Raw genomic sequence first — 26,076 nt, forward strand, 5'->3', positions numbered from 1 at the left:
GTGGTGCAGTTCGCGGTGGGCCGGTTCGTGGCGGGGTGGTTCTCGGTGGACCGGTTCGTGGCGGGCCGGTTCGTGGTGGGGCGGTTCGTCAGTCGCGCGAGTGGCCGAACAGGAGTCGGTAGGCGATCAGCAGGACCAGCGAGCCACCGATCGCGGCGACCCAGGTGGTGCCGTCGTAGAAGTCCTTGGTGATCGGGTGGTCGAGCCAACGGGCCGATATCCAGCCGCCGATGAACGCCCCGGCGACACCGATCAGGGTCGTGCCGACGAGGCCGCCCGGGTCGCGGCCGGGCAGCAGGAACTTCGCGATCGCTCCGGCCAACAGTCCCAGGATGATCCAGCTGATGATCGTCATGCGGTGTACCTGCCCTTTCCGGCCGTGCTCGCACCATGAGGGACGTCACGCGTGCGCGGGGTGGTTGCGGTGATCCGTCAGACGGGCGCCGGGTGGTCGGCGCCGTTCGTCCCGCGTCCGGGGAGTCCGGTCCAGAGGACGAGGTCCATTCCGTCGTTCTCCTCCTCGTACCAGCCCGCGCCCCGGAGCCAGGTGTGCAGCCACTGGGTGAGGCCGGGGGCGTCGAGGTACCAGGCGAGGTCGGGGTCGCCCGGGTTGGGTTCGAAGAGCAGGACGGGGGCCTCGGGGGTACGGCAGTCCACGCACGCGTACATGCCGCAGCCCCAGTGGGATATCGGCAGCACCCCCTCGGGCCAGGGCCAGTCGGGGTCCTCGCGGCCGCCGGCGCGGTTGGCGAGGTACTGGGGCACGGCGGCGGGTTCGCCGGAGGGCGCGCTGTCCAGGAGGGGCAGCAGGCCGTACGCGGGGCCGAAGCCGCCGTCCGCTATCCGCAGGTAGAGCCCGGCGAGCAGCGGCGGCAGGGGGAAGCCGAGGGCGGCTTCGGCGCGGGCCAGTGTGGCCGCGTCGACGGGGTCGGGGAGTGAAGGCCAGCCCCACGGGCGGGTGTTGCGGGCTTTGTCCGCCACCTGTGTCAGCAACTGCTCGTGCTCGGTCATGGGTTCATCATGCGGGCCGGCACTGACAGTCGTGCGGGCCTGTGGACAACCCCGGGCCTGTGGACAACCCGGCCTGCGGACATTCCCCGGATTGTGGACAACCGTCGCGGCGTGCGGCGGTGTCCGTGTGAGGTCGGTGATTGGTGTGAGGTCGGGGACCGCGCAGGGCCCCCGGTGCCTCGTCAGCGGGACGTGAACGGGCGGTCGGTCGGGACGATCTCACGGCCCAGCGGGAGCAGGGCCACCGGGATCAGCTTGAAGTTGGCGATGCCGAGCGGGATTCCGATGATCGTGACGCACAGGAGCAGGCCGGTGACGACGTGGCCGAGCGCCAGCCACCAGCCCCCGAGCAGCAGCCACAGCACGTTGCCGATGCAGGAGGGCGCGCCCGCTCCCTGGCGTTCCACGGTGGTGCGGCCGAAGGGCCACAGGGCGTACACGCCGATGCGGAACGCTGCGATACCGAAGGGGATGCCGATGATCGTGACGCACAGGAGCAGGCCGGCGACCATGTAGCCGAGGAAAAGCCAGAATCCGCTGAAGACGAGCCATATGAGGTTGAGGAGGGTCTTCATCCCTGGTGACCTGCCATCCTTTCGAGTCGGGTGATGCGTTCCGCCATCGGCGGGTGCGTGGAGAACATCTTCGACAGGCCCTGGCCCGGCCGGAACGGGTTCGCGATCATCATGTGGCTGGCCGTCTCGATGCGCGGTTCCGGGGGCAGCGGCAGCTGTTTGGTGCCGCGCTCCAGTTTGCGCAGGGCGTTGGCGAGGGCGAGGGGGTCTCCGGTGAGCTGGGCTCCGGAGGCGTCGGCCTCGTACTCCCGGGAGCGGCTGATGGCGAGTTGGATGAGGGACGCGGCGAGCGGTCCGAGGATCATGATGAGCAGCATGCCCAGCAGACCGGGTCCGTCATCGTCGTCGGAGCGGCCGATCGGGATCAGCCAGGCGAAGTTGACCAGGAACATGATCACGGAGGCGAGGGCGCCGGCGACCGAGGAGATCAGGATGTCGCGGTTGTAGACATGGCTGAGCTCGTGGCCGATGACGCCGCGCAGTTCCCGCTCGTCGAGGAGGCGCAGGATGCCTTCCGTGCAGCACACCGCGGCGTTGCGCGGGTTGCGGCCGGTGGCGAAGGCGTTGGGCGCCTCCGTCGGCGAGATGTACAGGCGGGGCATGGGCTGGCGGGCCTGGGTGGAGAGTTCGCGGACCATGCGGTACAGCCCGGGCGCCTCGAACTCGCTCACCGGGCGGGCACGCATCGCGCGTAGCGCCAGCTTGTCGCTGTTCCAGTACGCGTAGGCGTTGGTGCCCAGGGCGACCAGGACGGCGACGACGAGACCCGCGCGGCCGAAGAAGCTGCCGATGACGATGATGACTGCGGACAGTCCCCCGAGGAGGACCGCTGTCCTGAGCCCGTTGTGCCGGCGGTGCACGGTACGCCCTCCAAATCGTGCGGCAGGGGGACCCTCGCTTGCTGATCTTCCTTCTGACCTGCGCTGCCCACTGGTCTTGTGGTGGCAACGTCCAGTGGACCCTCCCTGATCGGTCAACGCCAGGCGAGGGGCACTAGTTCCCTTGTGCGCGCGGCGGCGGGTGCCACCCGTCCGGGTGACGGGTGGCCGACCGGGTCGACGGACCGCACGCGCGTGTGCCCGGGAGGGCCGTCACGCGGGTGCGGGACGCGGCGGCGCGGTGCTCAGAAGAGAGCGGTGTCGGTGAAGCGGAGGACGAGCTGGGGCGCGCCGGACAGGGCGATGCCGAGGACTCCGGTGAGGGCGATCGCGACGGTGAGCGGGGCGGTGAAGCGGTGCCGGACCGGCTCGCCCTCGGGGGCGCGGAACAGCAGGGCCGTCCACTGGAGGTAGTAGACCAGCGCGATGACGACGTTGACGGCCATGACGACGGCGAGCCAGCCCAGTCCGGCGTCGACGGCCGCGGAGAACACGGTGACCTTGGCGAACAGGCCGATGATGCCCGGCGGGAGTCCGGCCAGGCAGAGCAGGAAGAAGCCCATCAGGAGCGCGGTGAGCGGACTGGCGGCGTACAGGCCGCGGTAGTCGGCGACGCGGTTGCGGCGGTGCGTGCGGCCCACCACGGCGGCCACGGCGAACGCGCCGAGGTTCACGGCGCCGTACATGAGGGCGTAGGCGAGGGTGGAGCCGATCGCCTGCTCGGCGTCGTCGGTGTACGCGGCGGCGGCGATCGGGACGAGGAGGTAGCCGGCCTGGCCGACGGAGGACCAGGCGAGCAGGCGTACCGCGCTGTACGCGCGCGCGGCCTGCTGCCGCAGCGCACCGACGTTGCCGACGGTCATGGTGAGCGCGGCCAGCACGGCGAGTGCCGGGCCCCAGACGTCGGCGTACGACGGGAGGGCGACGACGGTGACGAGGATCAGGCCGGAGAAGCCGACCGCCTTGCCGATGACCGACAGGTACGCGGCGATCGGCAGCGGGGCGCCCACATAGGTGTCGGGCACCCAGAAGTGGAAGGGGACGGCGGCGGTCTTGAAGGCGAAGCCGACGAGGGTGAGGACGACTCCGGCCTGGGCGAGGGTGTGGAGCTGTCCGTCGACGTCCTGGATGCGCTCGGCGACCAGGGTGAGGTGGAGGGTGCCGGTGGCGGCGTAGACGAAGCTGATGCCCAGCAGGCTGACCGCGGTGGCGGTGACCGAGGACAGGAAGAACTTCAGGGCCGCCTCGGAGGACTTCCGGTCGCCGTGGCGCAGGCCGACCAGGGCGAAGGCGGGCAGCGAGGCGACCTCCAGGGCGACGATCAGGGTCGCGAGGTCGCGGGAGGCGGGCAGGAGGGCGGCGCCGGCCGCGGAGGACAGGAACAGGAACCAGTACTCGCCCTCGGGGAGCCGCTTGTTCTCGTCCTTGAGGGCGGTGACCGACAGCAGGGCGGCCAGGAGGGCGCCGCCGAGCACCAGGAACTGGATGACGAGGGTGAAGCGGTCCGCGGTGTAGCTGCACACGCCGGTGTCGCCGACCAGGCAGAAGGTGCTGCGGTCGGCGTCGAGGAGGGGCAGCAGCATGAGCGCGGCCGCGGCGAGTCCGGCGACCGAGAGCCAGCCGAGGAGCGGTTTGCGGTGCTCGCCGACGAAGAGGTCGGCGACGAGGACGACGAGTCCGACGACCGCCGCGATGGTGGGCGGCGCGATGGCCAGCCAGTCGACGGACTGGACGAGGGAGCTCATCGGGTGCCTCCTGCGAGGAGCTGCTGCACGGCCGGGTCGGTCAGCCCGAGGAGGGCCTTGGGCCACAGCCCGGCGACGACGGTGAGGACGACGAGCGGGGTCCAGGCCGCGTACTCGTAGCCGCGCACGTCGGTGAGGTGCGGCGCGTCCTGCGGTACGGCGCCCATGCAGACCCTGCGGACCACGACCAGCAGGTAGGCGGCGGTCAGCAGGGTGCCGAACGCGCCGATCGCCATGAAGGTGAGGAAGGCGGGGCGGCTGAGCCCGTCGGCGGGGTCGAACGCGCCGAACAGGGCGAGCATCTCGCCCCAGAAGCCGGCGAGGCCGGGCAGGCCGAGGGAGGCGACGGCGCCGAAGGCGAGCAGGCCGCCGAGGCGCGGTGCCCGGCCGTAGAGGGCGGCGCCGGTCTGCTCGGCGAGCGCGTCGAGGTCGGTGCTGCCGGTGCGTTCCTTGAGGGCGCCGACGAGGAAGAACAGCAGGCCGGTGATGAGACCGTGGGCGATGTTGGCGAACAGGGCGCCGTTGACGCCGGTCGGCGTCATGGTCGCGATGCCGAGCAGGACGAAGCCCATGTGGCCGACGGAGGAGTAGGCGATGAGGCGCTTGAGGTCGCCCTTCGCGCCCCGCTGGGCGAGGGCCAGACAGGCGAGCGATCCGTAGACGATGCCGACGACGGCGAAGGCGGCCAGGTAGGGCGCGAAGGTGCGCAGGCCGTCCGGCGCTGCGGGCAGCAGGACCCGGACGAACCCGTACGTGCCCATCTTCAGCAGGACGCCGGCCAGCAGGACCGAGCCGACGGTCGGCGCGGCGGTGTGGGCGTCGGGCAGCCAGCTGTGCAGCGGCCACATCGGGGTCTTCACCGCGAGCCCGATCCCGACCGCCAGAACGGCGATGACCTGCACGGACGTGGTCAGTGACCGGCCGTTGTCAGTGGCGAGTGCCACCATGTCGAACGTGCCCGCGCTGATGCCGATCAGCAGCAGGCCGAGCAGCATGACCACGGAGCCGAGCAGCGTGTAGAGGATGAACCTCCAGGCGGCCTCGGCCCGTCCCTCGCCGCCCCAGCGGGCGATGAGGAAGTACATCGGGACGAGGACCATCTCGAAGGCGAGGAAGAACAGGATCAGGTCGAGGACGGCGAAGGTCGCCAGGGTGCCGGACTCGAGGACGAGCAGCAGGGCGACGAAGGCCTTCGGGGAGGGGCCCGCGGGCGGCTTGAAGTACGAGTAGAGGGCGCTGAGGAAGGTCAGCAGCGCGGTCAGGACCAGAAGGGGGAGGGAAATGCCGTCGGTGCCGAGGTGGATCCGCACGTCGAGTGCGGGGATCCAGCTGATGTCGGTCGTGGCCTGCATCTTCGACGGCTGGTCGTGGTCGAAGCCGAGCGCGAGGACGACCGCCGCGACAAGGACCGCACCGGTGACGGTGACGCCGTGGCGGAGCACGGCCTGCTCGGGTGACCTCCCCTTCAGTCCGGGCGGGGCCGGCAGGAGAGCGGCGGCGGCGCCGAGGAGCGGGCCGACGACGAGGAACGCCAGAAGGAACTGCATCACGGACTCGTTGATATCGATCACGCCTGCTCACGCTCCCGTGGCGACGAGGACGGCGGCGACCGCGAGGACGACGGTGCCGGCGAGCAGCGCGCTCACATAGGTCTGCAGATTGCCGGTCTGGGCCCGGCGTACGGCGGCGCCCAGCCAGCGGGGCAGCGTGCCGGCGCCGCGTACGTAGGTCTCGACGACCTCGCGGTCGAGGAACCGGACGAGGCGCGCGCCGGCCCGGACCGGGCGGACGAACAGGGCCGAGTACACGGCGTCCAGGTGGAAGCCGGCGGCTGCGGGCCGGTGCAGCGGGCCGAGGAGCAGCCGCCCGGGGTCGGACGGGTCGGGCGCGTAGGCGATGTCTCCGTAGGCCGGTTCGTGGCCGGCGATGGCCTCCGCCTCGACCTGCCCGGCGTCGCCGCCGGGGTGGGCGGCGACGGCACCGAGCGGGACGCGGGCGGCGTGCGCGGTGGTGTGCCGCCAGGCGCCGTAGGTGACGAGGCCGCCGGCCAGGGCCACGCCCGTGCCGAGTACGGAGGTGGTGAGGGTCGGGGTCAGGTCGTGGCCGTCGAACCAGTCGGGCAGGACGCGGAACGCGAAGCCGCCGAGCGCCAGTGACGGCACGGCGAGCACCCACAGCACGGCGGTCATCGTCAGCGGCTGCCTGCCGTGGTCCGGGGCCTCGGTGCCGTGGCCGCGGAAGGCCAGCAGCCACAGGCGCGTGGCGTAGGCCGCGGTGAGCAGGGCGGTGAGCAGTCCGGCGAGGAGGACGATCCAGCCGGCCGCGGCCGGGGCGTGCTCGGTGTGGCCGGTGACGACGTGCTCGGCGACGCCGAGGACGGCCTCCTTGGAGAAGAATCCGCTGAACGGCGGGATCGCGGCGAGCGCGAGGAGCGCCACGGTCATCGTCCAGTAGGCGTCGGGGACGCGGTCGCGCAGGCGGCCCATGCGGGACATGGCGGCCAGCGAGTTGGTGCCGGCGGCGTGGATGATCACGCCGGCGGCGAGGAACAGCAGCGCCTTGAAGGCGCCGTGGGACAGGAGGTGGAAGACGGCGGCGCCGCGGTCGGCGACGGCGAGGGCGCCGGTCATGTAGCCGAGCTGGCCGATCGTCGAGTAGGCGAGGACGCGTTTGATGTCGTCCTGGGCGAGTGCGGCGAGCGCGGAGCCGGCCATGGTGACGGCGGCCATGACGGCGAGGACGACCATCGCGGCCTGCGAGGCCTCGAAGAGCGGGAGGAGACGGGCGATGAAGTAGACGCCGGCGGCGACCATCGTCGCGGCGTGGATCAGCGCGGAGACGGGCGTCGGGCCCGCCATCGCGTCGGGGAGCCAGGTGTGCAGCGGGAACTGCGCCGACTTTCCGGCCACGCCCGCCAGGAGCAGCAGGGCGATGAGTGTGGGGTGTTCGATGCCGCCGTTCGCGACGGCGCCGAGGATGCGGGTGATGCGGAAGGACCCGGCGTCGCCGGCGAGGGCGAACAGGCCGATGAGGAAGGGGACGTCGCCGAGCTTGGTGACCAGGAAGGCCTTGAGGGAGGCGGCGCGGGCCTCCCGGGTCTCCCAGTAGTGGCCGACGAGGAAGTACGAGCAGATGCCCATGACTTCCCAGCCGACCAGCAGGACCATCAGGTCGCCGGAGTAGACGACCAGGAGCATCGCGGAGGTGAACAGGGAGACGAGGGCCGCGTAGGAGGGGTAGCGCGGGTCGTCGCGCAGGTAGCCCGTCGAGTAGATCTGCACGCAGGTGGCGACGGTGGCGACGAGTACGGCGGTGAGGGCCGCGAAGCCGTCGATGTGCAGGGCGAGTTCGATGGGGACGGAGCCGGTGGGGGTGAGCTCGGTGGCCGCGTCCACGGCGTTGTCGCCGCCCTGGCGTGCGGCGACCACGGCCGCCAGCACGAGGGAGGCGAGCGTCGGCAGGACGGCGAGCGGGCGGACGAACCCGGGGGCCGTGCGGCCCAGGAGCAGTCCGGTGAGCGCGCCGAGGAACGGCAGGACGGGGACGAGGACGGCGAGGGTGGTCGTGGTCACGCGGTGGCCTCAGCCTTCTCGGCGGCCGCCTTGGTCGCGGAGGCGTCGCTGTCGGTCGCGTCGCCGTCGGGGTGATCGGGGTCGTGCCCCTCGGCGGTGTCGCGGAGCTTGTCGATGTCCGAGGTGCCGCGGTTGCGGTACACGGCGAGGACGATCGCCAGGCCGATGCCGATCTCGGCGGCGGCGATGGCGATGGTGAACAGGGTCAGGGCCTGGCCGGAGTGCAGGGTCTCCTCGGCGGTCCGGCTGAGCCAGACGTCGAAGGCGACCAGGTTCAGGTTGACGGCGTTGAGCATCAGCTCGACCGACATCAGGACCAGGATCGCGTTGCGGCGGGCGAGGACGCCGTACAGGCCGGTGCAGAAGAGGAGGGCGGACAGGACGGCGGGGTAGGCGAGGTGCATCAGCGGGCCCCTTCCGTGTCGCGCCGGGTGTCGGTTCCGCCGGGGGTGTCCGGGGCGGTGGAGGCCGGGGCGGTGGCCGCGGCATCGGCTTCGGGCCGGGCCTCGGCTTTGGCCTTGCGGGACAGGACGATCGCGCCGACGAGGGCGGCGAGGAGGAGGACGGACAGGGCCTCGAAGGGAAGGACCCAGTGCTGGAACAGGCTCGCGCCGGTCACCTCGGTGGAGCCGGCGGGGGCGCCGTCCAGGTCGATCCAGGTGGTGCGGAAGGCGTCGACGACCACCCACACCAGGGCAGCGGCGGCGACGACGGCCACGGCGAGGGCGACCGGGCGGTTGCCGGAGTCGGCGTCCGGTGAACGGCCGATGGGGGCCCTGGTGAGCATCAGCCCGAACAGGAGGAGGACGACGACGGAACCGACGTAGATGAGGACCTGCACCCAGGCGATGAACTCGGCCGTGAGCAGCAGGTATTCGACGGCCAGGCCGCCGAGGGCCACCACCAGCCACAGGGCGGCGTGCACCAGCTGCCGGGTGGTGACGGTGATGACGGCGGCGCCGAAGGTGACCAGGCCGACGAGGAGGAAGGCGATCTCGACGCCGGTCGGGGAGAGGAAACCGCGGGACTCGGCCGCCAGGTGCGCGGTGCCGGTCACCAGGTTCGTGGTGCGAGTCACCAGGTTCGTGGTGCCCGTCGCGAGATCCGTGGTGCCGGTCGTGAGATGCGTGGTGCCGGTCGTGAGGCTGCCGACGGTCGCTGCGAGGGTCATTCCCGGCCCTCCTGCCGTGGCTGGTCCGTCTGCTGCTTCGACTCGCCCGCCGGACGAGTGGGGGACTCGGCGGCGCGGGCCTGCTCGTCGGCGTGCGGCTCACTGCCGGCCGAGGACGCCGGGGGCGGGGCCGCCGTGTCCGTGGCCTGGGTGGCGGCCAGTTTCTCGGCCGTCTTGCGGGCTGCGGCGAGTTCCTTCGGTTCCTCGGCGCCGGGGTCGAGGGCGGGCGGCGCCGGAACGGTCCACATCCACTCGCGGAGCTTGTCGCGCTCGTGGGTGAGGTCGCGGATGTCGGTCTCGGCGTACTCGAACTCCGGTGACCAGAACAGCGCGTCGAAAGGACAGACCTCGATGCAGATACCGCAGTACATGCACAGGGAGAAGTCGATGGCGAAGCGGTCGAGGACGTTGCGGCTGCGTTCGCGTCCGCCGGGGGTCGCCGCCGGGACCGTCTCCTTGTGGGAGTCGATGTAGATGCACCAGTCGGGGCACTCGCGGGCGCACAGCATGCAGACCGTGCAGTTCTCCTCGAACAGGCCGATCACTCCGCGGGTGCGGGGCGGAAGGTCGGGCTGGGTGTCCGGGTACTGGTCGGTGACGGACTTCTTCGTCATCGTCCGCAGGGTGACGGCCAGGCCCTTGGCCAGGCCGGAGCCGGGGATCGGGGCCATTACAGGAACACCACCTTGACGACGCCGGTGAGGGCGATCTGGGCGAGGGAGAGGGGGACGAGGAGGGTCCAGGAGAGCTTCTGCAGCTGGTCCTCGCGCAGGCGCGGGTAGGTGACGCGGAGCCAGATGACGACGAAGGCGAGGACCGCGGTCTTCAGCAGGGTCCACACCCAGCCGAGTCCGTCGGCACCCCAGGGGCCGTGCCAGCCGCCCAGGAACAGGACGGTGGTCAGACCGCACAGGACGACGATGCCGGCGTACTCGGCGAGGAGGAACAGCGCGAAGCGCAGACCGGTGTACTCGGTGTACGCGCCGAAGATGATTTCCGAGTCGGCGACGGGCATGTCGAAGGGCGGGCGCTGGAGTTCGGCGAGCCCGGCGACGAAGAACACGAGGGCACCGGTGATCTGCCAGGGCAGCCACCACCACTCGAAGGCGTCGAGGATGCCGACGAGCGAGACGGTGCCGGCCGCCATCGCCACCGAGGCGGCGGTCAGCAGCATCGGCAGCTCGTAGGCGAGGAGCTGGGCGGCGGTGCGCAGGCCGCCGAGGAGGGAGAACTTGTTGGCGGAGGCCCAGCCGGCCATGAGCGAGCCGAGCACGCCGACGCCCATGACCGCCAGGACGAAGAACACACCGGCGTCGATGACCTGCCCGACGGCTCCCTCGTCGGGCCCGATCGGGATGGCGAGCAGGACGAGGAGGTACGGCAGCAGGGCGACGGCGGGGGCGAGCTGGAAGATACGGCGGTCCGCGCCGGCCGGGACCACGTCCTCCTTCTGCGCGAACTTCACGCCGTCGGCGATGAGCTGGGCCCAGCCGTGGAAGCCGCCGGCGTACATGGGGCCGAGGCGGCCCTGCATGTGGGCCATCACCTTGTGCTCGGTCTGGCCCACGATCAGGGGGAAGGTGAGGAAGACGACGAACACGACCAGGAGTCGCAGGGCGACGTCGAGCACGTCGTTCACCGCGGGCCTCCTGTGGGATTTGTGGGACCGGTGGGATCTGTGGGGCCGGTGGGATCTGTATCGGTGGGATCCGTGGGACTGGTGGGACCGGTGGGGTCGTCGGGGTTGGTCGTGGGCTTCCGGTCGTCTTCCTCCGGAGCCGGGCTCTCCCGGGTTTCCGGGTTCTCCGGGCTGTCCGGGTTCTCCGGGCTCTCCGGATTCTCCGAGGAGCCGGAGGTCTCCGGGCTCTCCGAGGAGCCGGAGGTCTCTGGGCTCTCCGAGGGGCCGGAGGTCTCCGGGGGCTCGTGCGGCTCCCGGTCGGCAGACGGCTCGGGGGCCGGCAACGGCGCGGCCTCGGGCGACGGTTCGGGGTGCGATTCGTCGAAGGCCGGGCGGGCGTGGTGCCAGGGGGCGTCCGCACTGCGCGGAGTGCGCGAAGCGGTGCCCGACTGGCGGTCAGTGCCGCTGTCCGCGCCGCTGCCTCCGCGGTCGGATGCGGCGCGTTGGCTCGCGCTGCCCTCCGACGCACTGCGCGCCCTGCGAGGCCCGGCAGGCCTGTCGGACGGTGTCCGCTGCGACGCCGAGCCTTCACTCACGCTCCGCGCGCGGCGCGGCCCCGCCGACGGGGTCGCGGCCCCGGCCTCAGCGGTCGGAGCGCCGGAATCAGTAGTCGAGGTGCCGGAATCAGTAGTCGAGGGGCCGGCCTCCGCGGTCGGCGCCTCCGGCCTGGTGTCCCCGACCGCGGCCTGGCTCGCCGAGCCCTCCGCCGCCGTACGGGCGCGACGCGGCGCAGTCGCGGACGGCGTGCCCTCGTCACCGGCCACGGCTTGGCTCGCCGAGCCCTCCGCCGCGGAACGCGTCCGCCGTACCGGGCGCTCGCCCGCCGGGCGGGCCGCGCGGGTCGGGCGGTCGCCCGCTGCGCGTGCCGCGCCGCGGGCCGGGCGGGCGGGGGCCGGCGGGAGTTCGCCCTTCAGCGGGCCCCACTCGTTCGGGTCGGGGACGCCGGGCGGGAGCATCTGGCGGCGCTTGGGGCCGCCGTGTTCCGACTCGCCGGGTTCCTTCGCGCCGGGCCAGGCCTTGGCGACCCGGGCGGCGAGGACGAAGTCCTTGCGCAGCGGGTGGCCCTCGAAGCCGTCGGGCAGGAGCAGGGGGTCCAGGGCCGGGTGGCCCGTGAAGTCGACGCCGAACATCTCGTGCGTCTCGCGTTCGTGCCAGGCGGCGCCCGCGTAGACGCGCACGGCGGACGGCAGCGCCGGCGCCTCGTGCGGGACGGTGGTGCGCAGCAGCAGGCGCCGTACCGGAGCGAGGGCGGCGACGTGCGCGGTGACGCGGAACCCGGTGCCGGGTTCGTCGACCGCGCTCAGCCAGTCGAAGAAGGTGCAGCCGAGGCGGTCGCGCGCGGCCTCCAGCGCGGGGATCCAGGAGTCGGGCGGTACGTCGACGGTGAGGACGCCGTACGACTCCTCCGCCGTGGCGTCCGGACCGAACAGTTCCTCGGCGTCGGCGGGCAGCCAGCCGACCGCGGTCATCGGCCCGCCTCCTCACCGGAAGCCGCACCGCCGGTCTCAGCGGACTCACCGGCACCACCGGTCGTCCCGGCGGCACCACCGGCACCACCGGATTCCGCGGCACCCGGCGGGCGGACCAGGCCGCTCTGCAGTGCCGCGGCCGACGGGCGTCCCGCCGCGGTGGCGGTCCCGGTGCCGGATCCGTACCGCTCGCCCAGCGACTCGCGGGCGATCTTCTCCTGGAGCTTGAGGATCCCCTGGAGGAGCGCCTCGGGCCGGGGCGGGCAGCCGGGGACGTAGACGTCGACCGGGATGATCTGGTCCACGCCCTTGGTGACGGAGTAGGAGTCCCAGTACGGGCCGCCGCAGTTGCTGCACGCGCCGAAGGAGATGACGTACTTCGGTTCGGGCATCTGCTCGTAGAGACGCTTGACCGCGGGCGCCATCTTGTCCGTGACCGTGCCGGAGACGACCATCAGGTCGGCCTGGCGCGGGCCCGGCGCGAAGGGGATGACGCCGAGGCGAATGAAGTCGTGCCGGGCCATCGACGCGGCGATGAACTCGATCGCGCAGCAGGCCAGGCCGAAGTTGAAGACCCACAGGGAGTAGCGGCGGCCCCAGTTGAGGACGACCTTCATCGGCTCGGGGGCCAGCCGGGCGAGCGCGCCGAGCCGCTTGGGCTCCGGCAGCGGGACCGGCCCGGTGCCCGACGGGACGACGGCCGAGGAACTCGACGGGGTCACGGGGGTCGACTGGGTCACGGGGGTCGAGCGGGTCACGTCCATGTCAGGACGCCCTTCTTGTATGCGTACAGCAGTCCCACGGCGAGGAAGCCGAGGAAGATGAACATCTCCACGAGGGTGGTCGCGCCGTAGCCGTCGGCGGCGAAGACGGTCGCCCAGGGGAAGAGGAAGATCGAGTCGACGGCGAAGATCACGTAGAGGAAGGCGTAGACGTAGTAGCGGACCTGGGTGTGGGCCCAGCCCTCGCCGACGGGGTCGACTCCGCACTCGTACGTCATGAGTTTCTCGGGGGTGGGGACCACGGGCCGCAGCAGGCGTCCCGCGCCGAAGGCGACCGCGACGAACAGCAGGCCGACGACGCCCAGCAGTCCGACGACGGAGTAGGACTCGAAGTAGTCCGCCGCGACGACGACGGTCGCATCGACGACGGTCGGTTCCCGCACGTCCGCCCCTCACTCCCTGGCCGATGTCCTCGATCGTTGGTCTGATCCGTGCCAGTGAACGCCACTGTTCGACGACCTGTACGCAGGCGAGTCTAGGCCCTGATAAAGGCACGGTAAGCAGCCCGTCACCGCACGGCACGCGGGGTGGGGTTTTCCCCAGTGTCTCCGTGCGGCCGACTTCATGGCGCGGGCCCCCGGTTCGCGGCACCCTGAGGCACATGACCGAACCATTCCCGCCGCCGGGCCCGCCCGCGACGGCCGTTCCGGAGCCGGCCGGGCCGGACGACCGCCCGCCGCCCGCCCGTTTCGCCTACGACGCGCACACCTGGAAGGAGATCGCCCATCTCCTGGCGAACCTCCCGGTGTCGCTGATCGGCTTCGTCTACGTGGTGACCACGCTGTTCACCGGCTTGGGGCTGACGGTGACGGTGATCGGGTTCCCGGTGCTGGCGGCCGCCCTGACGGGTGCGCGGCTGCTGGGCCGGCTGGAGCGGGCGCGGGCCAGAAAGCTGCTCGGGGTCCGGGTGGACGAGCCGAGCCGGCTGCCGTCGCGCGGTGCGGACGGCTTCTGGCCGCGGCTGTGGATGGCGGTCAAGGACCCGGTGGCCTGGCGGACGGTCCTCTACCAGCTGATACGGCTGCCGTGGGGCGTGCTCACCTTCACGGTCGCGCTGACCGGTCTGTTCGTGCTGTGGCCGGTGCTGCCGTTCGTCGTGCGGGGCCTGGCCAACGCCGACCGGGCGATGGTGCGGGGCCTGCTGTCGCCGTCGGACGAACTGGAGCGGCGCATCGCGGAGCTGGAGTCCGACCGGGGCGTGGTGGTGGACACGGCGGCGGCGGACCTGCGGCGCATCGAACGCGACCTGCACGACGGGGCGCAGGCGCGGCTGGTCAATCTGGCGATGGGGCTCGGCCTGGCCAAGGAGAAACTGCTGGAGGACCCGGACGTCGCGGCGACGATGGTCGAGGAGGCGCACGGCGAGGTGAAGCTGGCGTTGCAGGAGCTGCGCGACCTGGCCCGCGGCATCCATCCGGCGGTCCTCACGGACCGGGGCCTGGACGCGGCGCTGTCCTCGGTCGCCTCGCGCTGCACGGTGCCGGTGAAGGTGACGGTCGACCTGGACGAGCGGCCGGCCGCCGCCATCGAGGGCATCGCCTACTTCACCGTCTCGGAGCTGCTGCAGAACGTCAGCAAGCACAGCGGTGCGCGGACGGCCGCGGTGGACGTGTGGCGGTCGGAGGACCGGCTGTTCATGCAGGTGTGGGACGACGGGGGCGGGGGCGCGAGCCTGGACGGCGGGTCGGGCATGCGGGGTCTCGCCGACCGGCTGGGCGCGGTGGACGGGCTGTTCGTCGTGGACTCGCCGGAGGGCGGTCCGACGACGGTGACGGCGGAGCTGCCGTGGCGGGACCGTTCCGACGCGCCGGACGGGGCCGGGCCGGCGCAGGGGGCGTCCGTCCGCGGCCGGGGGTGGGGATAACCCCCCGTCCGAGACTGCGACGGACTCCATGGTCCTCCGACCTGCGGCGGAGCAGGCTGACGGTACGACAGCACAGCCGCCGGACGAGAAGAGGGACGACGCCGATGGCCACGGACTACGGACAGGGCTACGGGCTCGACACCGCGCCCGGACATCCCGGGGGCGCCGCCGGGGAGCGGCGGCACCGGATGCCGGCCGCGCTGCGGGCACCGGTCGAGGGGCGCACCTGGCGGGAGCTGGCCTTCGTGCTGCTGAGCCTGCCGATCAGCGTGCTGCTGTTCGTGTATGCGGTCACGATGGTGTCGCTGGGGGCGGGCCTGCTGGTGACGTTCCTCGGCGTCCCGGTGCTGGCGGCGGCGCTCGCGGGCTGCCGCGGCTTCGGCGCCCTGGAGCGGGCGCGGGCGCGCGGGCTGCTGGGCCTGGAGGTCGGCGATCCGGAGCCGTTGCGGATGAAGCGGCAGGGCCTCATGGGGTGGGTCGGCGCGGTGCTCAAGAGCGGCGCCTCCTGGCGGGCCCTGCTGTACGCGGTGCTGCACCTGCCGTGGGCGGTGCTGTCCTTCGTCGTCACGGTCAACCTGTGGCTGCTGGGCTGGTCGCTGCTGACGTACCCGCTGTGGTTCTGGGTCTTCCCGGTGTACGCCGGGCAGGACGGCCTGCAGCTGTACGGCGACGGCCGGCACAGCATCTACCTGGACAACCCGTTCGAGATCACGGTGACGGCGCTGGTGGGGCTGTTGTTCACGCTGGCCGTGCCGTGGATCGTACGGGCGCTGACGACGGTGGACCGGCTGATGGTGCACGGGCTGCTGGGGCCGTCCCGGCTGGCGACGCGGGTGGTGGAGCTGGAGTCGGACCGCGGGGTCGTGGTGGACACGGCGGCGGCGGACCTGCGGCGCATCGAGCGCGACCTGCACGACGGGGCGCAGGCGCGGCTGGTGGCGCTGGCGATGGACCTGGGCCTGGCGAAGGAGAAGCTGCGGGAGAACCCGCAGGCCGCGGCGCGGATGGTGGACGAGGCGCACGGCGAGGTGAAGACCGCGCTGCAGGAGTTGCGGGACCTGGCACGCGGCATCCATCCGGCGGTCCTGACCGACCGGGGCCTGGACGCGGCGCTGTCCTCGGTCGCCTCCCGGTGCACGGTGCCGGTGCAGGTGGAGGTGGACCTGGCGGAGCGGCCCGCGCCGGCCATCGAGGGCATCGCCTACTTCACCGTCTCGGAACTGCTGCAGAACGTCAGCAAGCACGCGCGGGCGACCTGGGCGGCCGTGGAGGTGTGGCGCACGGAGAACCGGCTGATGCTGCAGGTCGTGGACAACGGCGTGGGCGGCGCCGAGGTCACGGCGGGTTCCGGGCTGGCGGGCCTGACGGAGCGGCTGGACGCGGTGGACGGGATCCTGGTGGTGGACTCACCGGCCGGCGGCCCGACCCGGGTGACCGCCGAGCTGCCGTGGCGCGCCGAGCGGGCCCGCTGACGGCGGACCGCGCACGTCCGGCGGCCCTCGCACGCACGGCGGCCCTCACACGCACGGCGGCCCTCACACGTACGGCGGACCGAGACCGCACGGCGGACCGAGACCGCCGGATGCCGGATGCCGGATGCCGGATGCGGGATGCCGCAAGCCGCATGCCGGACCGAGACCGCCGGACGGCGGGCCGAGCACCCGACGCCGACCGTGACCGGCGTCCGCCGGCCCGCACCCCGCACCCCGCACCCCGCACCCCACGGAACGCGGAACGCGGAACGCGGAACGCGGAACGCGGAACGCACCCCACGGAACGCGGAACGCTGCCGGTACCGGCACATCCTCCCCCGCCGTCCCCGATCACCCCTCGTGATCGCGTCGCCCGGCCCGCATCCCCCACCGGATGCTGGAATGCTGGACCCGACGAGCGGGCCCGCCACGAGGGCGGGTTCGACGCGACAGGGGCATGGGGGGCCGAGGGACGTGGAGGACAGGGTGCGCGTGGTCATCGCCGAGGATTCGGTGCTGCTGCGGGAGGGCCTGACCCGGCTGCTGACCGACCGGGGGCACGAGGTGGTGGCCGGTGTCGGCGACGGTGACGCTCTGATCAAGACAATCACGGAACTGGACGGTCAGGACCTGTTGCCGGACGTGGTGGTCGCCGACGTGCGGATGCCGCCGACGCACACGGACGAGGGCGTGCGGGCGGCCGTGCAGCTGCGCAAGGCCCATCCGGGGGTCGGGGTGCTGGTGCTGTCGCAGTACGTGGAGGAGCGGTACGCCACGGAACTGCTCGCCGGTTCCAGCCGTGGCGTCGGCTATCTGCTGAAGGACCGGGTGGCCGATGTGCGGGAGTTCGTGGACGCGGTGGTGCGCGTGGCCCGGGGCGGTACGGCGCTGGATCCGGAGGTGGTCGCCCAGCTGCTGGGGCGCAGCCGCAAGCAGGACGTGCTCGCGGGGCTCACACCGCGGGAGCGGGAGGTTCTGGGGCTGATGGCGGAGGGACGGACGAACTCGGCGATCGCCCGGCAGCTGGTGGTCAGTGACGGTGCCGTGGAGAAGCACGTCAGCAACATCTTCATGAAGCTGGGGCTGTCCCCGAGCGACGGCGACCACCGGCGTGTGCTGGCCGTTCTCACCTATCTCAACTCCTGACCGGCGGGCGTTCCGCGTCCTGGCCGCCGTCCCGGCCGGCTGTCAGGACGTCTTGAAGTCGTGTCCAACATGCGAATCACTCGAGGAAGGGCACCCTTACGGTCGTAGGGTTGATCCAGGGAAGGCCTGCGGGAAGGCCGTCCCGGACAGCCGCCTCGAGGAGGTCCAGTTCAGTGACCAGCCAGGTCAGCAGCCCAGCGGAGCAGGCCGACGGAGCAGTCGTAGGAGAGCAGCGCAAAGCGGCGGGAGAGAAGGACGTCCGCCGGCTCGACCGGGTGATCATCAGGTGCGCGGGGGACTCGGGTGACGGTATGCAGCTCACCGGTGACCGTTTCACCTCGGAGACAGCGTCGTTCGGCAACGCCCTGTCGCCGCTGCCGAACTTCCCGGCCGAGATCCGTGCCCCTGCCGGAACGCTGCCGGGTGTGTCGTCCTTCCAGCTCCCCTTCGCCGATCACGACATCCTCACGCCCGGTGACGCGCCGAACGTGCTGGTGGCGATGAACCCCGCCGCGCTCAAGGCCAACATCGGCGACCTGCCGCGCGGCGCGGAGATCATCGTCACCACCGACGAGTGCACCAAGCGGGCGATGCAGAAGGTCGGCTCCGACAGCAGCCCGCTGGACGACGGCTCGCTGGACGGCTACCACCTGCACCCGGTGCCGCTGACCACGCTGACCGTGGAGGCACTGAAGGACTTCGACCTCAGCCGCAAGGAGGCCGAACGCAGCAAGAACATGTTCGCCCTCGGCCTGCTGTCGTGGATGTACCACCGGCCCACCGAGGGCACCGAGAAGTTCCTGAAGTCGAAGTTCGCGAAGAAGCCGGACATCGCCGCCGCCAACATCGCCGCGTTCCGGGCGGGCTGGAACTTCGGCGAGACGACGGAGGACTTCGCGGTCTCCTACGAGGTGGCCCCGGCGGCGAAGGCGTTCCCGCCCGGTGTGTACCGGAACATCTCGGGGAACCTGGCGCTGTCGTACGGGCTGATCGCCGCCTCGCGTCAGGCGGACCTGCCGCTCTACCTGGGCTCCTACCCGATCACGCCCGCCTCGGACATCCTGCACGAACTCAGCCGGCACAAGAACTTCGGCGTGCGCACCTTCCAGGCCGAGGACGAGATCGCCGGTATCGGCGCCGCGCTCGGCGCGGCCTTCGGCGGCTCCCTCGCCGTCACCACCACCTCCGGCCCCGGCGTGGCCCTGAAGTCCGAGACCATCGGACTGGCCGTCTCGCTGGAGCTGCCGCTGCTGATCGTGGACATCCAGCGCGGCGGCCCCTCCACCGGCCTGCCCACCAAGACCGAGCAGGCCGACCTGCTCCAGGCCATGTACGGCCGCAACGGCGAGGCCCCCGTCCCCGTCGTCGCGCCCCGCACCCCCGCCGACTGCTTCGACGCCGCCCTGGAAGCCGCCCGCATCGCCCTGACCTACCGCACCCCGGTCTTCCTGCTGTCCGACGGCTACCTCGCCAACGGCAGCGAACCCTGGCGCATCCCCGACCCCGACGAACTGCCCGACCTGACCGTGCAGTTCGCCCAGGGCCCCAACCACACCCTGGACGACGGCACCGAAACCTTCTGGCCCTACAAGCGCGACCCGCAGACCCTGGCCCGCCCCTGGGCCCTGCCCGGCACCCCCGGCCTGGAACACCGCATCGGCGGCATCGAGAAACAGGACGGCACCGGCAACATCTCCTACGACCCCGCCAACCACGACTTCATGGTCCGCACCCGCCAGGCCAAGATCGACGGCATCGACGTCCCGGACATCGAGGTCGACGACCCGGACAACGCCCGCACCCTGGTCCTGGGCTGGGGCTCCACCTACGGACCCATCACCGCCGCCGTGCGCCGCCTGCGCGCCGCCGGGGAGTCGATCGCACAGGCCCACCTGCGCCACCTCAACCCCTTCCCCCACAACCTCGGCACGGTCCTGAAGGCATACGACAAGGTGGTGGTCCCGGAAATGAACCTCGGGCAGCTCGCCACCCTGATCCGGGCGAAGTACCTGGTCGACGCCCGCTCCTACAACCAGGTCAACGGCATGCCGTTCAAGGCGCAGCAGCTCGCCACGGCGCTGAAGGAGGCCATCGATGACTGACACGAACGCGCTTCTGCAGCTGGTGCCGAAGGCCGAGGGCCGGCAGTCGATGCGGGACTTCAAGTCGGACCAGGAAGTGCGCTGGTGCCCCGGCTGCGGTGACTACGCCGTCCTCGCCGCCGTCCAGGGCTTCATGCCCGAACTCGGCCTGGCCCGCGAGAACATCGTCTTCGTCTCCGGCATCGGCTGCTCCTCCCGCTTCCCGTACTACATGAACACCTACGGGATGCACTCCATCCACGGCCGCGCCCCCGCCATCGCCACCGGCCTGGCCACCTCACGCCGCGACCTGTCCGTCTGGGTCGTCACCGGCGACGGCGACGCCCTCTCCATCGGCGGCAACCACCTCATCCACGCCCTGCGCCGCAACGTCAACCTCAAAATCCTCCTCTTCAACAACCGCATCTACGGCCTCACCAAGGGCCAGTACTCCCCCACCTCCGAACTCGGCAAAATCACCAAGTCGACACCGATGGGCTCCCTCGACGCCCCGTTCAACCCGGTCTCCCTGGCCCTGGGCGCCGAAGCCTCCTTCGTCGCCCGCACCGTCGACTCCGACCGCAAACACCTCACCGAGGTCCTGCGCCAGGCCGCCGACCACCCCGGCACCGCCCTCGTCGAGATCTACCAGAACTGCAACATCTTCAACGACGGCGCCTTCGAAGTCCTCAAGGACCGGCAGCAGGCCGAGGAAGCCGTCATCCGCCTCGAACACGGCCAACCCATCCGCTTCGGCACCGACCAGACCAAGGGCGTCGTCCGCGACCCGGCCACCGGCGACCTGAAGATCGTCCCCGTCACCCCCGACAACGAGGCCGACATCCTCGTCCACGACGCCCACAGCACCTCGCCCACCACCGCGTTCGCCCTGTCCCGCCTCGCCGACCCCGACACCCTCCACAACACCCCCATCGGCGTCTTCCGCTCCGTCGACCGGCCCGTCTACGACACCCTCATGGCCGACCAGCTCGACACCGCCGTCGAACAACACGGCAAGGGCGACCTCGCCGCCCTCATGACCGGCGGCGACACCTGGACCGTCGTCGGCTGACGTCCGGCCGCAGGCCGTACGGGGCCCGGGCGCGTCACCGCGTCCGGGCCCCGTCGTATGCCTGCCGGGCGGCGAGCACGTCGTCCATGCGCTGCCGTGTCCACAGCGCGAGGCCGCGCACCTGCTCGGCGGCCTCGCGGCCGAGCGCGGTGAGGGAGTAGTCGACGCGCGGCGGGATGACCGGCTTGGCGTCGCGGTGGACCAGGCCGTCGCGCTCCAGGGTCTGCAATGTCTGGGTGAGCATCTTCTCGCTGACCCTGCCGATCGCCCGGCGCAGTTCGCTGAAGCGGTACGGGCGCTCCAGGAGCTGGATCAGCACGAGCACGCCCCAGCGGCTGGTCACGTGTTCCAGGACCAGGCGGTGCGGACACAGCGCCTCGGCCTCGCTCCGGCGTCCTCCATCACTTACTGCCATGGAAGTACCTTACTTTGAAGTGGGTACTTTCCGATAGTTAGCGCACCTCCTATGGTTAGTGGCCTACCCACCCCACAAGGAGTCTGTGAACCATGGGCATCATCGTCACCGGAGCCACCGGAAAGCTCGGCCGTCTCGTCGTGGAGCAGCTGCTGGAGAAGGTCCCGGCCGAGCAGGTCACCGCCGTCGTCCGCAGCGCCGGGAAGGCGGCGGACCTCGCGGAGCGCGGCGCGCGGATCGCGGTCGCCGACTACAACGCGCCCGAGACCTTCGACGGGCTCTTCGCGGCCGGCGACAAGGTGCTGCTGATCTCCGGCAACGAGGTCGCCCACGACCGGGTCGCCCAGCACCGGGTCGTCATCGACGCGGCGAAGGCCGCCGGTGTCGCCCTGCTCGCCTACACCAGCGCCCCCGGCACGCTGAGCGCCGCCCTCGCCGACGACCACCGCGGCACCGAGGAGGCGCTGCGCGACTCGGGCGTGCCGTACGTGCTGCTGCGCAACGGCTGGTACCACGAGAACTACACCGAGAACCTCGCCCCGGTCCTCGCCCACCACGCCGTCGTCGCGGCCGCCGGTGAGGGCCGCGTCTCCTCCGCCTCCCGGGCCGACTACGCGGCCGCCGCCGTCGCCGTACTGACCGGCGAGGGGCACGCGAACACGACGTACGAGCTCGGTGGCGACGTGGCGTGGAGCTTCGCCGAGTACGCGGCGGAGCTGAGCCGGCAGACCGGCGAGACGATCGCCTACCGCCGGGTCACCGTGGAGGAGCTGACCGGGATCCTCACCGGGGCCGGGATCCCGGAGCCGGTGGCCGCCGTCCTCGCGGGCGTGGACACCTCCATCGAGAAGGGCGAACTCGTCGTGGACAGCGGTGACCTGTCCCGCCTGATCGGCCGCCCGACCACCCCGCTCGCCGAGGCCGTCGCCGCCGCGCTCGCGAACTGACCGGAGCGCCGCCCGCGACAACCCGCCGCCGGAGCCGTCCCGGAAGGGACCGTCGCACCGGCCCGCCCCCCGTTGGTCATGACCGTATGCCGGTACGGACATGACACGCGGGGGCGTCCGGCGTTACCGTCGTGCGGCGAGCATCGCGCGCGCGTGGGGCGAGCGTCGCGGGAAACAGGGCACGCGTCAGGCACGAAGGAGGACCCGTGACCGGGAAGTCGGCCGCAGAGGGGCGCATAGGACTGCTGAACGGCTTCGCCGCCTACGGGATGTGGGGGCTCGTACCGCTGTTCTGGCCCCTGCTGAAGCCCTCGGGAGCGGTGGAGATCCTGGCCCACCGGATGGTCTGGTCCCTGCTCTTCGTCGCCGCCGCCCTGCTCGTCGTGCGCCGCTGGGCGTGGCTGGGCGAGCTGCTGCGGCAGCCGCGCAGGCTGGCGCTGGTCGCGGTCGCCGCAGCGGTCATCACCGTCAACTGGGGCGTCTACATCTGGTCGGTGAACTCCGGGCACGTCGTCGAGGCCTCCCTCGGCTACTTCATCAACCCGCTGGTGACCATCGCGATGGGCGTGCTCCTGCTGAAGGAGCGGCTGCGGCCCGTGCAGTGGGCGGCCGTCGGGGTCGGCGCCTCGGCGGTGGTCGTCCTCACCGTCGGCTACGGCCGCCCGCCGTGGATCTCCCTCTGCCTCGCCTTCTCCTTCGCCACCTACGGGCTGGTGAAGAAGAAGGTCAACCTCGGCGGCGTCGAGTCGCTGGCCGCGGAAACCGCCATCCAGTTCCTGCCCGCCCTCGGCTACCTGCTGTGGCTCGGCGCACAGGGCGAGTCGACCTTCGCCGTCGAGGGCACCGGGCACGCGCTGCTGCTCGCCGCGACCGGCATCGTCACCGCACTCCCCCTGGTCTGCTTCGGCGCCGCCGCGATCCGTGTGCCGCTGTCCACGCTCGGTCTGCTGCAGTACCTGGCGCCGGTCTTCCAGTTCCTGCTCGGCATCCTCTACTTCAAGGAGGCCATGCCGCCCGAGCGGTGGGCCGGGTTCGCGCTGGTGTGGCTGGCGCTCGTCCTCCTCACCTGGGACGCCCTGCGCACCGCCCGCAGGACCGCCCGCACGCTCGCCGGCACCTCCCGGAACGGCACGACCGGTGTCGTCGCCGGCTCCGGCGGCCCGGTCGCCGCCGGGACGGCCGTTGCGTCGCGCCCTTCCGAGCCGGTGGCCGCCGCTGCCGAGGCGGACCCGCTGGAGGCCCGGCCCTGACGGCCGTCCGCGGCGGCCGGTGCGCCGGACGGGGCCGTTGTCAGTGCCGCGGCCTATAACTGGTCCCATGACGCAGACGCCCACCCCGCCCACGCCGGTGCACTGGAAGATCGTCATCGACTCCGCCGACCCGCACGCCCAGGCCGACTTCTGGGCCGCGGCCCTGCGGTACGTGGTCGAGGACAACAGCGTGCTGATCGGGAAGCTGCTCGCCGCCGGTGCCGTCCCGGCCGACCTGACCGTCGAGTCGCACGGCCGCCACGCCTGGCGCGACCTCGCCGCGGTACGGCACCCCGACGACCCGTACGACGAGGAGACCGGCACCGGGCGGGGACGGCGGCTGCTGTTCCAGCGGGTGCCGGAGGCGAAGACGGTGAAGAACCGGCTCCACCTCGATCTGCATCCCGGTGCGGGACGCCGCGAGGAGGAGCTGGCGCGGCTGGAGCGGCTCGGCGCGCGGATGCTGCGGCGGGTCGAGGAGCCGTCCGGAGGCTGGCTGGTGATGGCCGACCCCGAGGGCAACGAGTTCTGCCTGCACTGAGGACGGCGGAACGCCGGACGGCCGGGGCGGGGGCCGGCTCAGGGCTGCCGGGGGCCCGCCCGTTCGGTCAGCCGTCCCATGCGGGCGCGGGCGGACTCCAGTTCCTCGATCTCGTCGGCGGCCGGTCCGGCCTCGGTGGCGAGCTCGGTCCACAGCGCGATCAGCTCGTGCCCGAGTTCCAGTCCGAGCCCCGGGTCGCGTACGGCGCGCCAGGCGGTGGCGGCGCTGCGGACGTTGCCGTACGCGGCCTCCGCGTCCCCGGCGCGCCGGCAGATCAGGGCGAGGTCGACGGAGAGGCGGTAGGCGCGCAGCGGCTCACCGGCGAGGTAGGCGATGTAGGCGGTGAGTTCGCGCAGCCGCAGCACCTCCGGGTGCTCCGGTCCGAGCGTGCCGGACGCCTCCGCGACGGTCTCCTCGGCCAGCCGGGCCGCGGTGTCGATCCGGCCGGCCCGGACGGCGTCGTTGACCCGTGCCATGGGTTCGGCGAGGTGCTTCTCGCCGTCGGCGGCGAGCGGTTCGTCGCCGAGCACGGCTTCCGCCACGGCGTCGAAGCCGCGCGGCGGGGTCGGCTTGGGATCGGGGTCGAGCAGCGGCTCGGAGACGAGGTCGGGAGCCGGGGCGGGGGCCCGGCCTGGGGTGCGGGGCGGGGCGGCGGCCGGCTGCGGTCCGGTGTCCATGGCCGGCGGCGGGCCGAACTCGCCCGTCGGCGGCGCGACCGTCCCCGGCGGCGTCGCCTCCGCCGGCTCGGGCAGGGCCCGCAGCCGGAACGTCGGTACGGCGTCCCGGGGCGACCCGGATCCGGGCAGGGGACGGAGCTTGAAGGTGGGCGTGCTGTCACTCACCGGAGGCGGCGGCGCCGACTCCGCCACGGGCTCGGACGAGATCGCGGGGTTGGGCGGGGTCGCGGAGTTGGGCGGCGTAGCGGACGCGGGCGAGGTCGCGGGCGCGGGCGGCGTCGCGGGCGCGGGCCTGGGCGGGGTCGCGGGGCCGGGTGCGCGTACGGGCTCGGAGGCGCGTACGGGCTCCGGTGCACGTACGGGCTCGGGACGGCCCACGGGCTCCGGTGCGCGTACGGGCTCGGGGCGGCCCACGGGCTCGGGTGCGCGTACGGATCCGGGCGAGGCGACCGACCCGGGCCGGGCCACGGGCTGCTCGGGCCGGGCCGCGGGCTCGGACGGGGTCATGGGCTCGGGCGCGAACCCGGACTCGGGTCGGGCGACCGGCCCCATGGGTGCCGGCGGCTCGGGGACCGGGCGCAGCAGGTGCGTCGGCCGGTCGGCGCCGGACGTCCGCGCGGGCTCCCCGCTCCACGCCGGCCGCCGGTCCCTGGGCTCCTCCGCGTCCTGGCCGCGCTCGCGCTCCCCGGTCCGCTCCGCCGTCGGCGCGTTCGGTCCCATCGGCGCCGGCTGCGCCGTGAAGTGGCTGGAGCCGTCCGGGTCGACCCGGAGCGGGACGACACAGCCGAGGCGTTCGTCGTGGACGGTGGCGAGAACGGCGTGGCCGGAGGCGATGGCGATGCGGTGGAGGCGGTCCAGCACCGCCTGCTGGATCTCCTCGCCGGGCCCCGCGATGACGGGCACTCCGCCGACCGACGCCGTGCACGCAACCTCTCCGCCGATGGGGACACGGACGTCGATCGGCGCTGCCGCAAGGTTCGCCGCATGCGCGGCCCGCTGCTGTTCCCGCTTCTTCTCGCGGCTGAGTCGAGACATCGTTCCCTCATTCGGGGTCGTACACCTACCGTCGAGTCTGTCCGCTCGCCCGCGCTTCTCACGTCACCGCGATGTCACAGCCTCGTCCCAACGACCGGCCCCGGTGCCTTACTCCCCGCCCGGCGGCATGAAGATCGAGGAGGGCGAGCAGGAGAGGGGGCATGCGGACAGGCATGCGACAGGGACCCGAGATCTGGATCCGAGGGCCGGTGGCCGTGCCGGAAACGGCGCCGCCGGAGCCCGCCCACCCGCGGGCCACCGCCCGGGCCTTCTCCTGGGTCGGGCTGCACGGCGGCGCGGGCGTCTCCACACTCGCCGCGGTCTACGGCGGCCACGACAGCGGCCGCGCCTGGCCGGGCCCCGCCGATCCGCGGTCCGTGCTGCTCGTCGCCCGCACCCACGCGGCCGGGCTGGACGCGGTGGTGCCGGCCGTGGAGGTGTTCCGGCGCGGCGAGGCACCGCACGGGCTGGACCTGAACGCCGTGGTGCTGGTGGCGGACGCGCCGGGACGTCTGCCGCGTCCGCTCGTGCAGCGGCTGCGGACCGTCGAGGCGCTGATCGACGTGTACCGGGTGCCGTGGGTGCCCGAGTGGCGGCTGGGCGACCTGACCGGCCGTCCGCCCCGCGAGACGGAACCACTGGCCCGCCTGACGGGCGGGCCGCGCTGAGCACGGACCTGCCGGGCGTCCGACGGC

At 72.4% G+C, this 26,076-nt stretch carries 25 protein-coding genes; 9 read left to right on the forward strand and 16 right to left on the reverse strand.

Annotation, left to right across the window (positions count from 1 at the left end; all coding sequences use genetic code 11):
* Nucleotides 1-88: 88 nt before the first annotated feature.
* From FGW31_RS13895 to FGW31_RS13960, 14 genes are all read right to left on the reverse strand, one after another.
* Nucleotides 89-355, reverse strand: a complete 267-nt coding sequence (locus FGW31_RS13895) for a GlsB/YeaQ/YmgE family stress response membrane protein (protein WP_142193728.1) — start codon at nt 353-355, stop codon at nt 89-91.
* Between the two features lie 77 nt (nt 356-432).
* Entirely contained in the window at nt 433-1,011 is a 579-nt protein-coding gene (locus FGW31_RS13900) for an SMI1/KNR4 family protein (protein WP_142193729.1), read from the reverse strand.
* Between the two features lie 182 nt (nt 1,012-1,193).
* Entirely contained in the window at nt 1,194-1,586 is a 393-nt protein-coding gene (locus tag FGW31_RS13905) for a YccF domain-containing protein (RefSeq protein WP_142193730.1), read from the reverse strand.
* Nucleotides 1,583-2,446 (reverse strand): zinc metalloprotease HtpX, encoded by an 864-nt coding sequence (gene htpX / locus FGW31_RS13910; protein ID WP_142193731.1) that lies wholly within the window; start codon nt 2,444-2,446, stop codon nt 1,583-1,585. Before htpX ends, FGW31_RS13905 begins: the two co-directional genes overlap by 4 nt.
* Nucleotides 2,447-2,709: 263 nt before the next feature.
* Nucleotides 2,710-4,209: an NADH-quinone oxidoreductase subunit N gene (locus FGW31_RS13915; RefSeq protein WP_142193732.1), complete on the reverse strand. Its 1,500-nt coding sequence runs from the start codon at nt 4,207-4,209 to the stop codon at nt 2,710-2,712.
* On the reverse strand, nt 4,206-5,780 hold the full coding sequence (locus FGW31_RS13920; protein ID WP_142193733.1) for a complex I subunit 4 family protein: 1,575 nt from the start codon (nt 5,778-5,780) through the stop codon (nt 4,206-4,208). The genes FGW31_RS13915 and FGW31_RS13920 overlap by 4 nt, the downstream gene beginning before the upstream one ends.
* Nucleotides 5,781-5,786: 6 nt before the next feature.
* Nucleotides 5,787-7,781, reverse strand: coding sequence for an NADH-quinone oxidoreductase subunit 5 family protein (locus FGW31_RS13925; RefSeq protein WP_142193734.1), 1,995 nt, complete (start codon nt 7,779-7,781; stop codon nt 5,787-5,789).
* Entirely contained in the window at nt 7,778-8,185 is a 408-nt protein-coding gene (gene nuoK, locus FGW31_RS13930) for an NADH-quinone oxidoreductase subunit NuoK (protein ID WP_142193735.1), read from the reverse strand. Before nuoK ends, FGW31_RS13925 begins: the two co-directional genes overlap by 4 nt.
* Complete coding sequence (locus FGW31_RS13935) at nt 8,185-8,952, reverse strand: NADH-quinone oxidoreductase subunit J family protein (RefSeq protein ID WP_233452481.1); 768 nt, start codon at nt 8,950-8,952, stop codon at nt 8,185-8,187. The genes nuoK and FGW31_RS13935 overlap by 1 nt, the downstream gene beginning before the upstream one ends.
* Nucleotides 8,949-9,623: a NuoI/complex I 23 kDa subunit family protein gene (locus FGW31_RS13940; RefSeq protein ID WP_142193736.1), complete on the reverse strand. Its 675-nt coding sequence runs from the start codon at nt 9,621-9,623 to the stop codon at nt 8,949-8,951. Before FGW31_RS13940 ends, FGW31_RS13935 begins: the two co-directional genes overlap by 4 nt.
* The gene (locus FGW31_RS13945) at nt 9,623-10,591 is read right to left on the reverse strand and encodes a complex I subunit 1/NuoH family protein (RefSeq protein WP_142193737.1); all 969 of its coding nucleotides are present in this window, start codon (nt 10,589-10,591) and stop codon (nt 9,623-9,625) included. The genes FGW31_RS13940 and FGW31_RS13945 overlap by 1 nt, the downstream gene beginning before the upstream one ends.
* Nucleotides 10,588-12,099, reverse strand: a complete 1,512-nt coding sequence (locus tag FGW31_RS13950) for an NADH-quinone oxidoreductase subunit C (RefSeq protein WP_142193738.1) — start codon at nt 12,097-12,099, stop codon at nt 10,588-10,590. The genes FGW31_RS13945 and FGW31_RS13950 overlap by 4 nt, the downstream gene beginning before the upstream one ends.
* Nucleotides 12,096-12,863 (reverse strand): NADH-quinone oxidoreductase subunit B, encoded by a 768-nt coding sequence (locus FGW31_RS13955; RefSeq protein WP_233452482.1) that lies wholly within the window; start codon nt 12,861-12,863, stop codon nt 12,096-12,098. The genes FGW31_RS13950 and FGW31_RS13955 overlap by 4 nt, the downstream gene beginning before the upstream one ends.
* Nucleotides 12,854-13,264, reverse strand: coding sequence for an NADH-quinone oxidoreductase subunit A (locus FGW31_RS13960; RefSeq protein ID WP_142193739.1), 411 nt, complete (start codon nt 13,262-13,264; stop codon nt 12,854-12,856). The genes FGW31_RS13955 and FGW31_RS13960 overlap by 10 nt, the downstream gene beginning before the upstream one ends.
* A gap of 218 nt (nt 13,265-13,482) precedes the next feature.
* Here FGW31_RS13960 and FGW31_RS13965 point away from each other — a divergent pair, with 218 nt between their 5' ends.
* The 5 genes from FGW31_RS13965 to FGW31_RS13985 all read left to right on the forward strand — a co-directional run bounded on the left by FGW31_RS13965 (nt 13,483) and on the right by FGW31_RS13985 (nt 20,516).
* Entirely contained in the window at nt 13,483-14,745 is a 1,263-nt protein-coding gene (locus FGW31_RS13965; protein ID WP_142193740.1) for a sensor histidine kinase, read from the forward strand.
* A 104-nt stretch (nt 14,746-14,849) separates the two neighbouring features.
* Entirely contained in the window at nt 14,850-16,217 is a 1,368-nt protein-coding gene (locus FGW31_RS13970) for a sensor histidine kinase (RefSeq protein ID WP_142193741.1), read from the forward strand.
* Nucleotides 16,218-16,703: 486 nt separating this feature from the next.
* Complete coding sequence (locus tag FGW31_RS13975) at nt 16,704-17,363, forward strand: response regulator transcription factor (RefSeq protein WP_308432324.1); 660 nt, start codon at nt 16,704-16,706, stop codon at nt 17,361-17,363.
* Nucleotides 17,364-17,536: 173 nt separating this feature from the next.
* The gene (locus tag FGW31_RS13980; RefSeq protein WP_142193743.1) at nt 17,537-19,465 is read left to right on the forward strand and encodes a 2-oxoacid:acceptor oxidoreductase subunit alpha; all 1,929 of its coding nucleotides are present in this window, start codon (nt 17,537-17,539) and stop codon (nt 19,463-19,465) included.
* Nucleotides 19,458-20,516 carry a 2-oxoacid:ferredoxin oxidoreductase subunit beta gene (locus FGW31_RS13985; protein ID WP_142193744.1) on the forward strand — a complete coding sequence of 353 codons (1,059 nt, stop codon included), beginning with the start codon at nt 19,458-19,460 and terminating at the stop codon, nt 20,514-20,516. Before FGW31_RS13980 ends, FGW31_RS13985 begins: the two co-directional genes overlap by 8 nt.
* Before the next feature lie 34 nt (nt 20,517-20,550).
* On the opposite strand, the gene FGW31_RS13990 is transcribed toward FGW31_RS13985, so the two are convergent.
* Nucleotides 20,551-20,931, reverse strand: coding sequence for a winged helix-turn-helix transcriptional regulator (locus FGW31_RS13990; protein WP_142193745.1), 381 nt, complete (start codon nt 20,929-20,931; stop codon nt 20,551-20,553).
* 92 nt (nt 20,932-21,023) lie between these two features.
* Between FGW31_RS13990 and FGW31_RS13995 the strand changes: the two genes are divergently transcribed.
* From FGW31_RS13995 to FGW31_RS14005, 3 genes are all read left to right on the forward strand, one after another.
* Complete coding sequence (locus FGW31_RS13995; RefSeq protein ID WP_142193746.1) at nt 21,024-21,878, forward strand: SDR family oxidoreductase; 855 nt, start codon at nt 21,024-21,026, stop codon at nt 21,876-21,878.
* Nucleotides 21,879-22,084: 206 nt separating this feature from the next.
* A complete protein-coding gene (gene rarD, locus FGW31_RS14000) occupies nt 22,085-23,128 on the forward strand; it encodes an EamA family transporter RarD (RefSeq protein WP_142193747.1) in 1,044 nt (347 codons plus the stop codon).
* A 67-nt stretch (nt 23,129-23,195) separates the two neighbouring features.
* The gene (locus tag FGW31_RS14005) at nt 23,196-23,669 is read left to right on the forward strand and encodes a VOC family protein (protein WP_142193748.1); all 474 of its coding nucleotides are present in this window, start codon (nt 23,196-23,198) and stop codon (nt 23,667-23,669) included.
* A gap of 38 nt (nt 23,670-23,707) precedes the next feature.
* Here the strand turns inward: FGW31_RS14005 and FGW31_RS14010 are convergent, their stop codons facing one another.
* Nucleotides 23,708-25,381: a tetratricopeptide repeat protein gene (locus FGW31_RS14010; protein WP_142193749.1), complete on the reverse strand. Its 1,674-nt coding sequence runs from the start codon at nt 25,379-25,381 to the stop codon at nt 23,708-23,710.
* A gap of 173 nt (nt 25,382-25,554) precedes the next feature.
* On the opposite strand from FGW31_RS14010, the gene FGW31_RS14015 reads away from it, so the two are divergent.
* Nucleotides 25,555-26,049, forward strand: coding sequence for a DUF6668 family protein (locus FGW31_RS14015; RefSeq protein ID WP_325053528.1), 495 nt, complete (start codon nt 25,555-25,557; stop codon nt 26,047-26,049).
* Nucleotides 26,050-26,076 lie beyond the last annotated feature (27 nt).

It is taken from the genome of Streptomyces calvus (genome assembly GCF_006782915.1).
Lineage (GTDB): Bacteria > Actinomycetota > Actinomycetes > Streptomycetales > Streptomycetaceae > Streptomyces > Streptomyces calvus.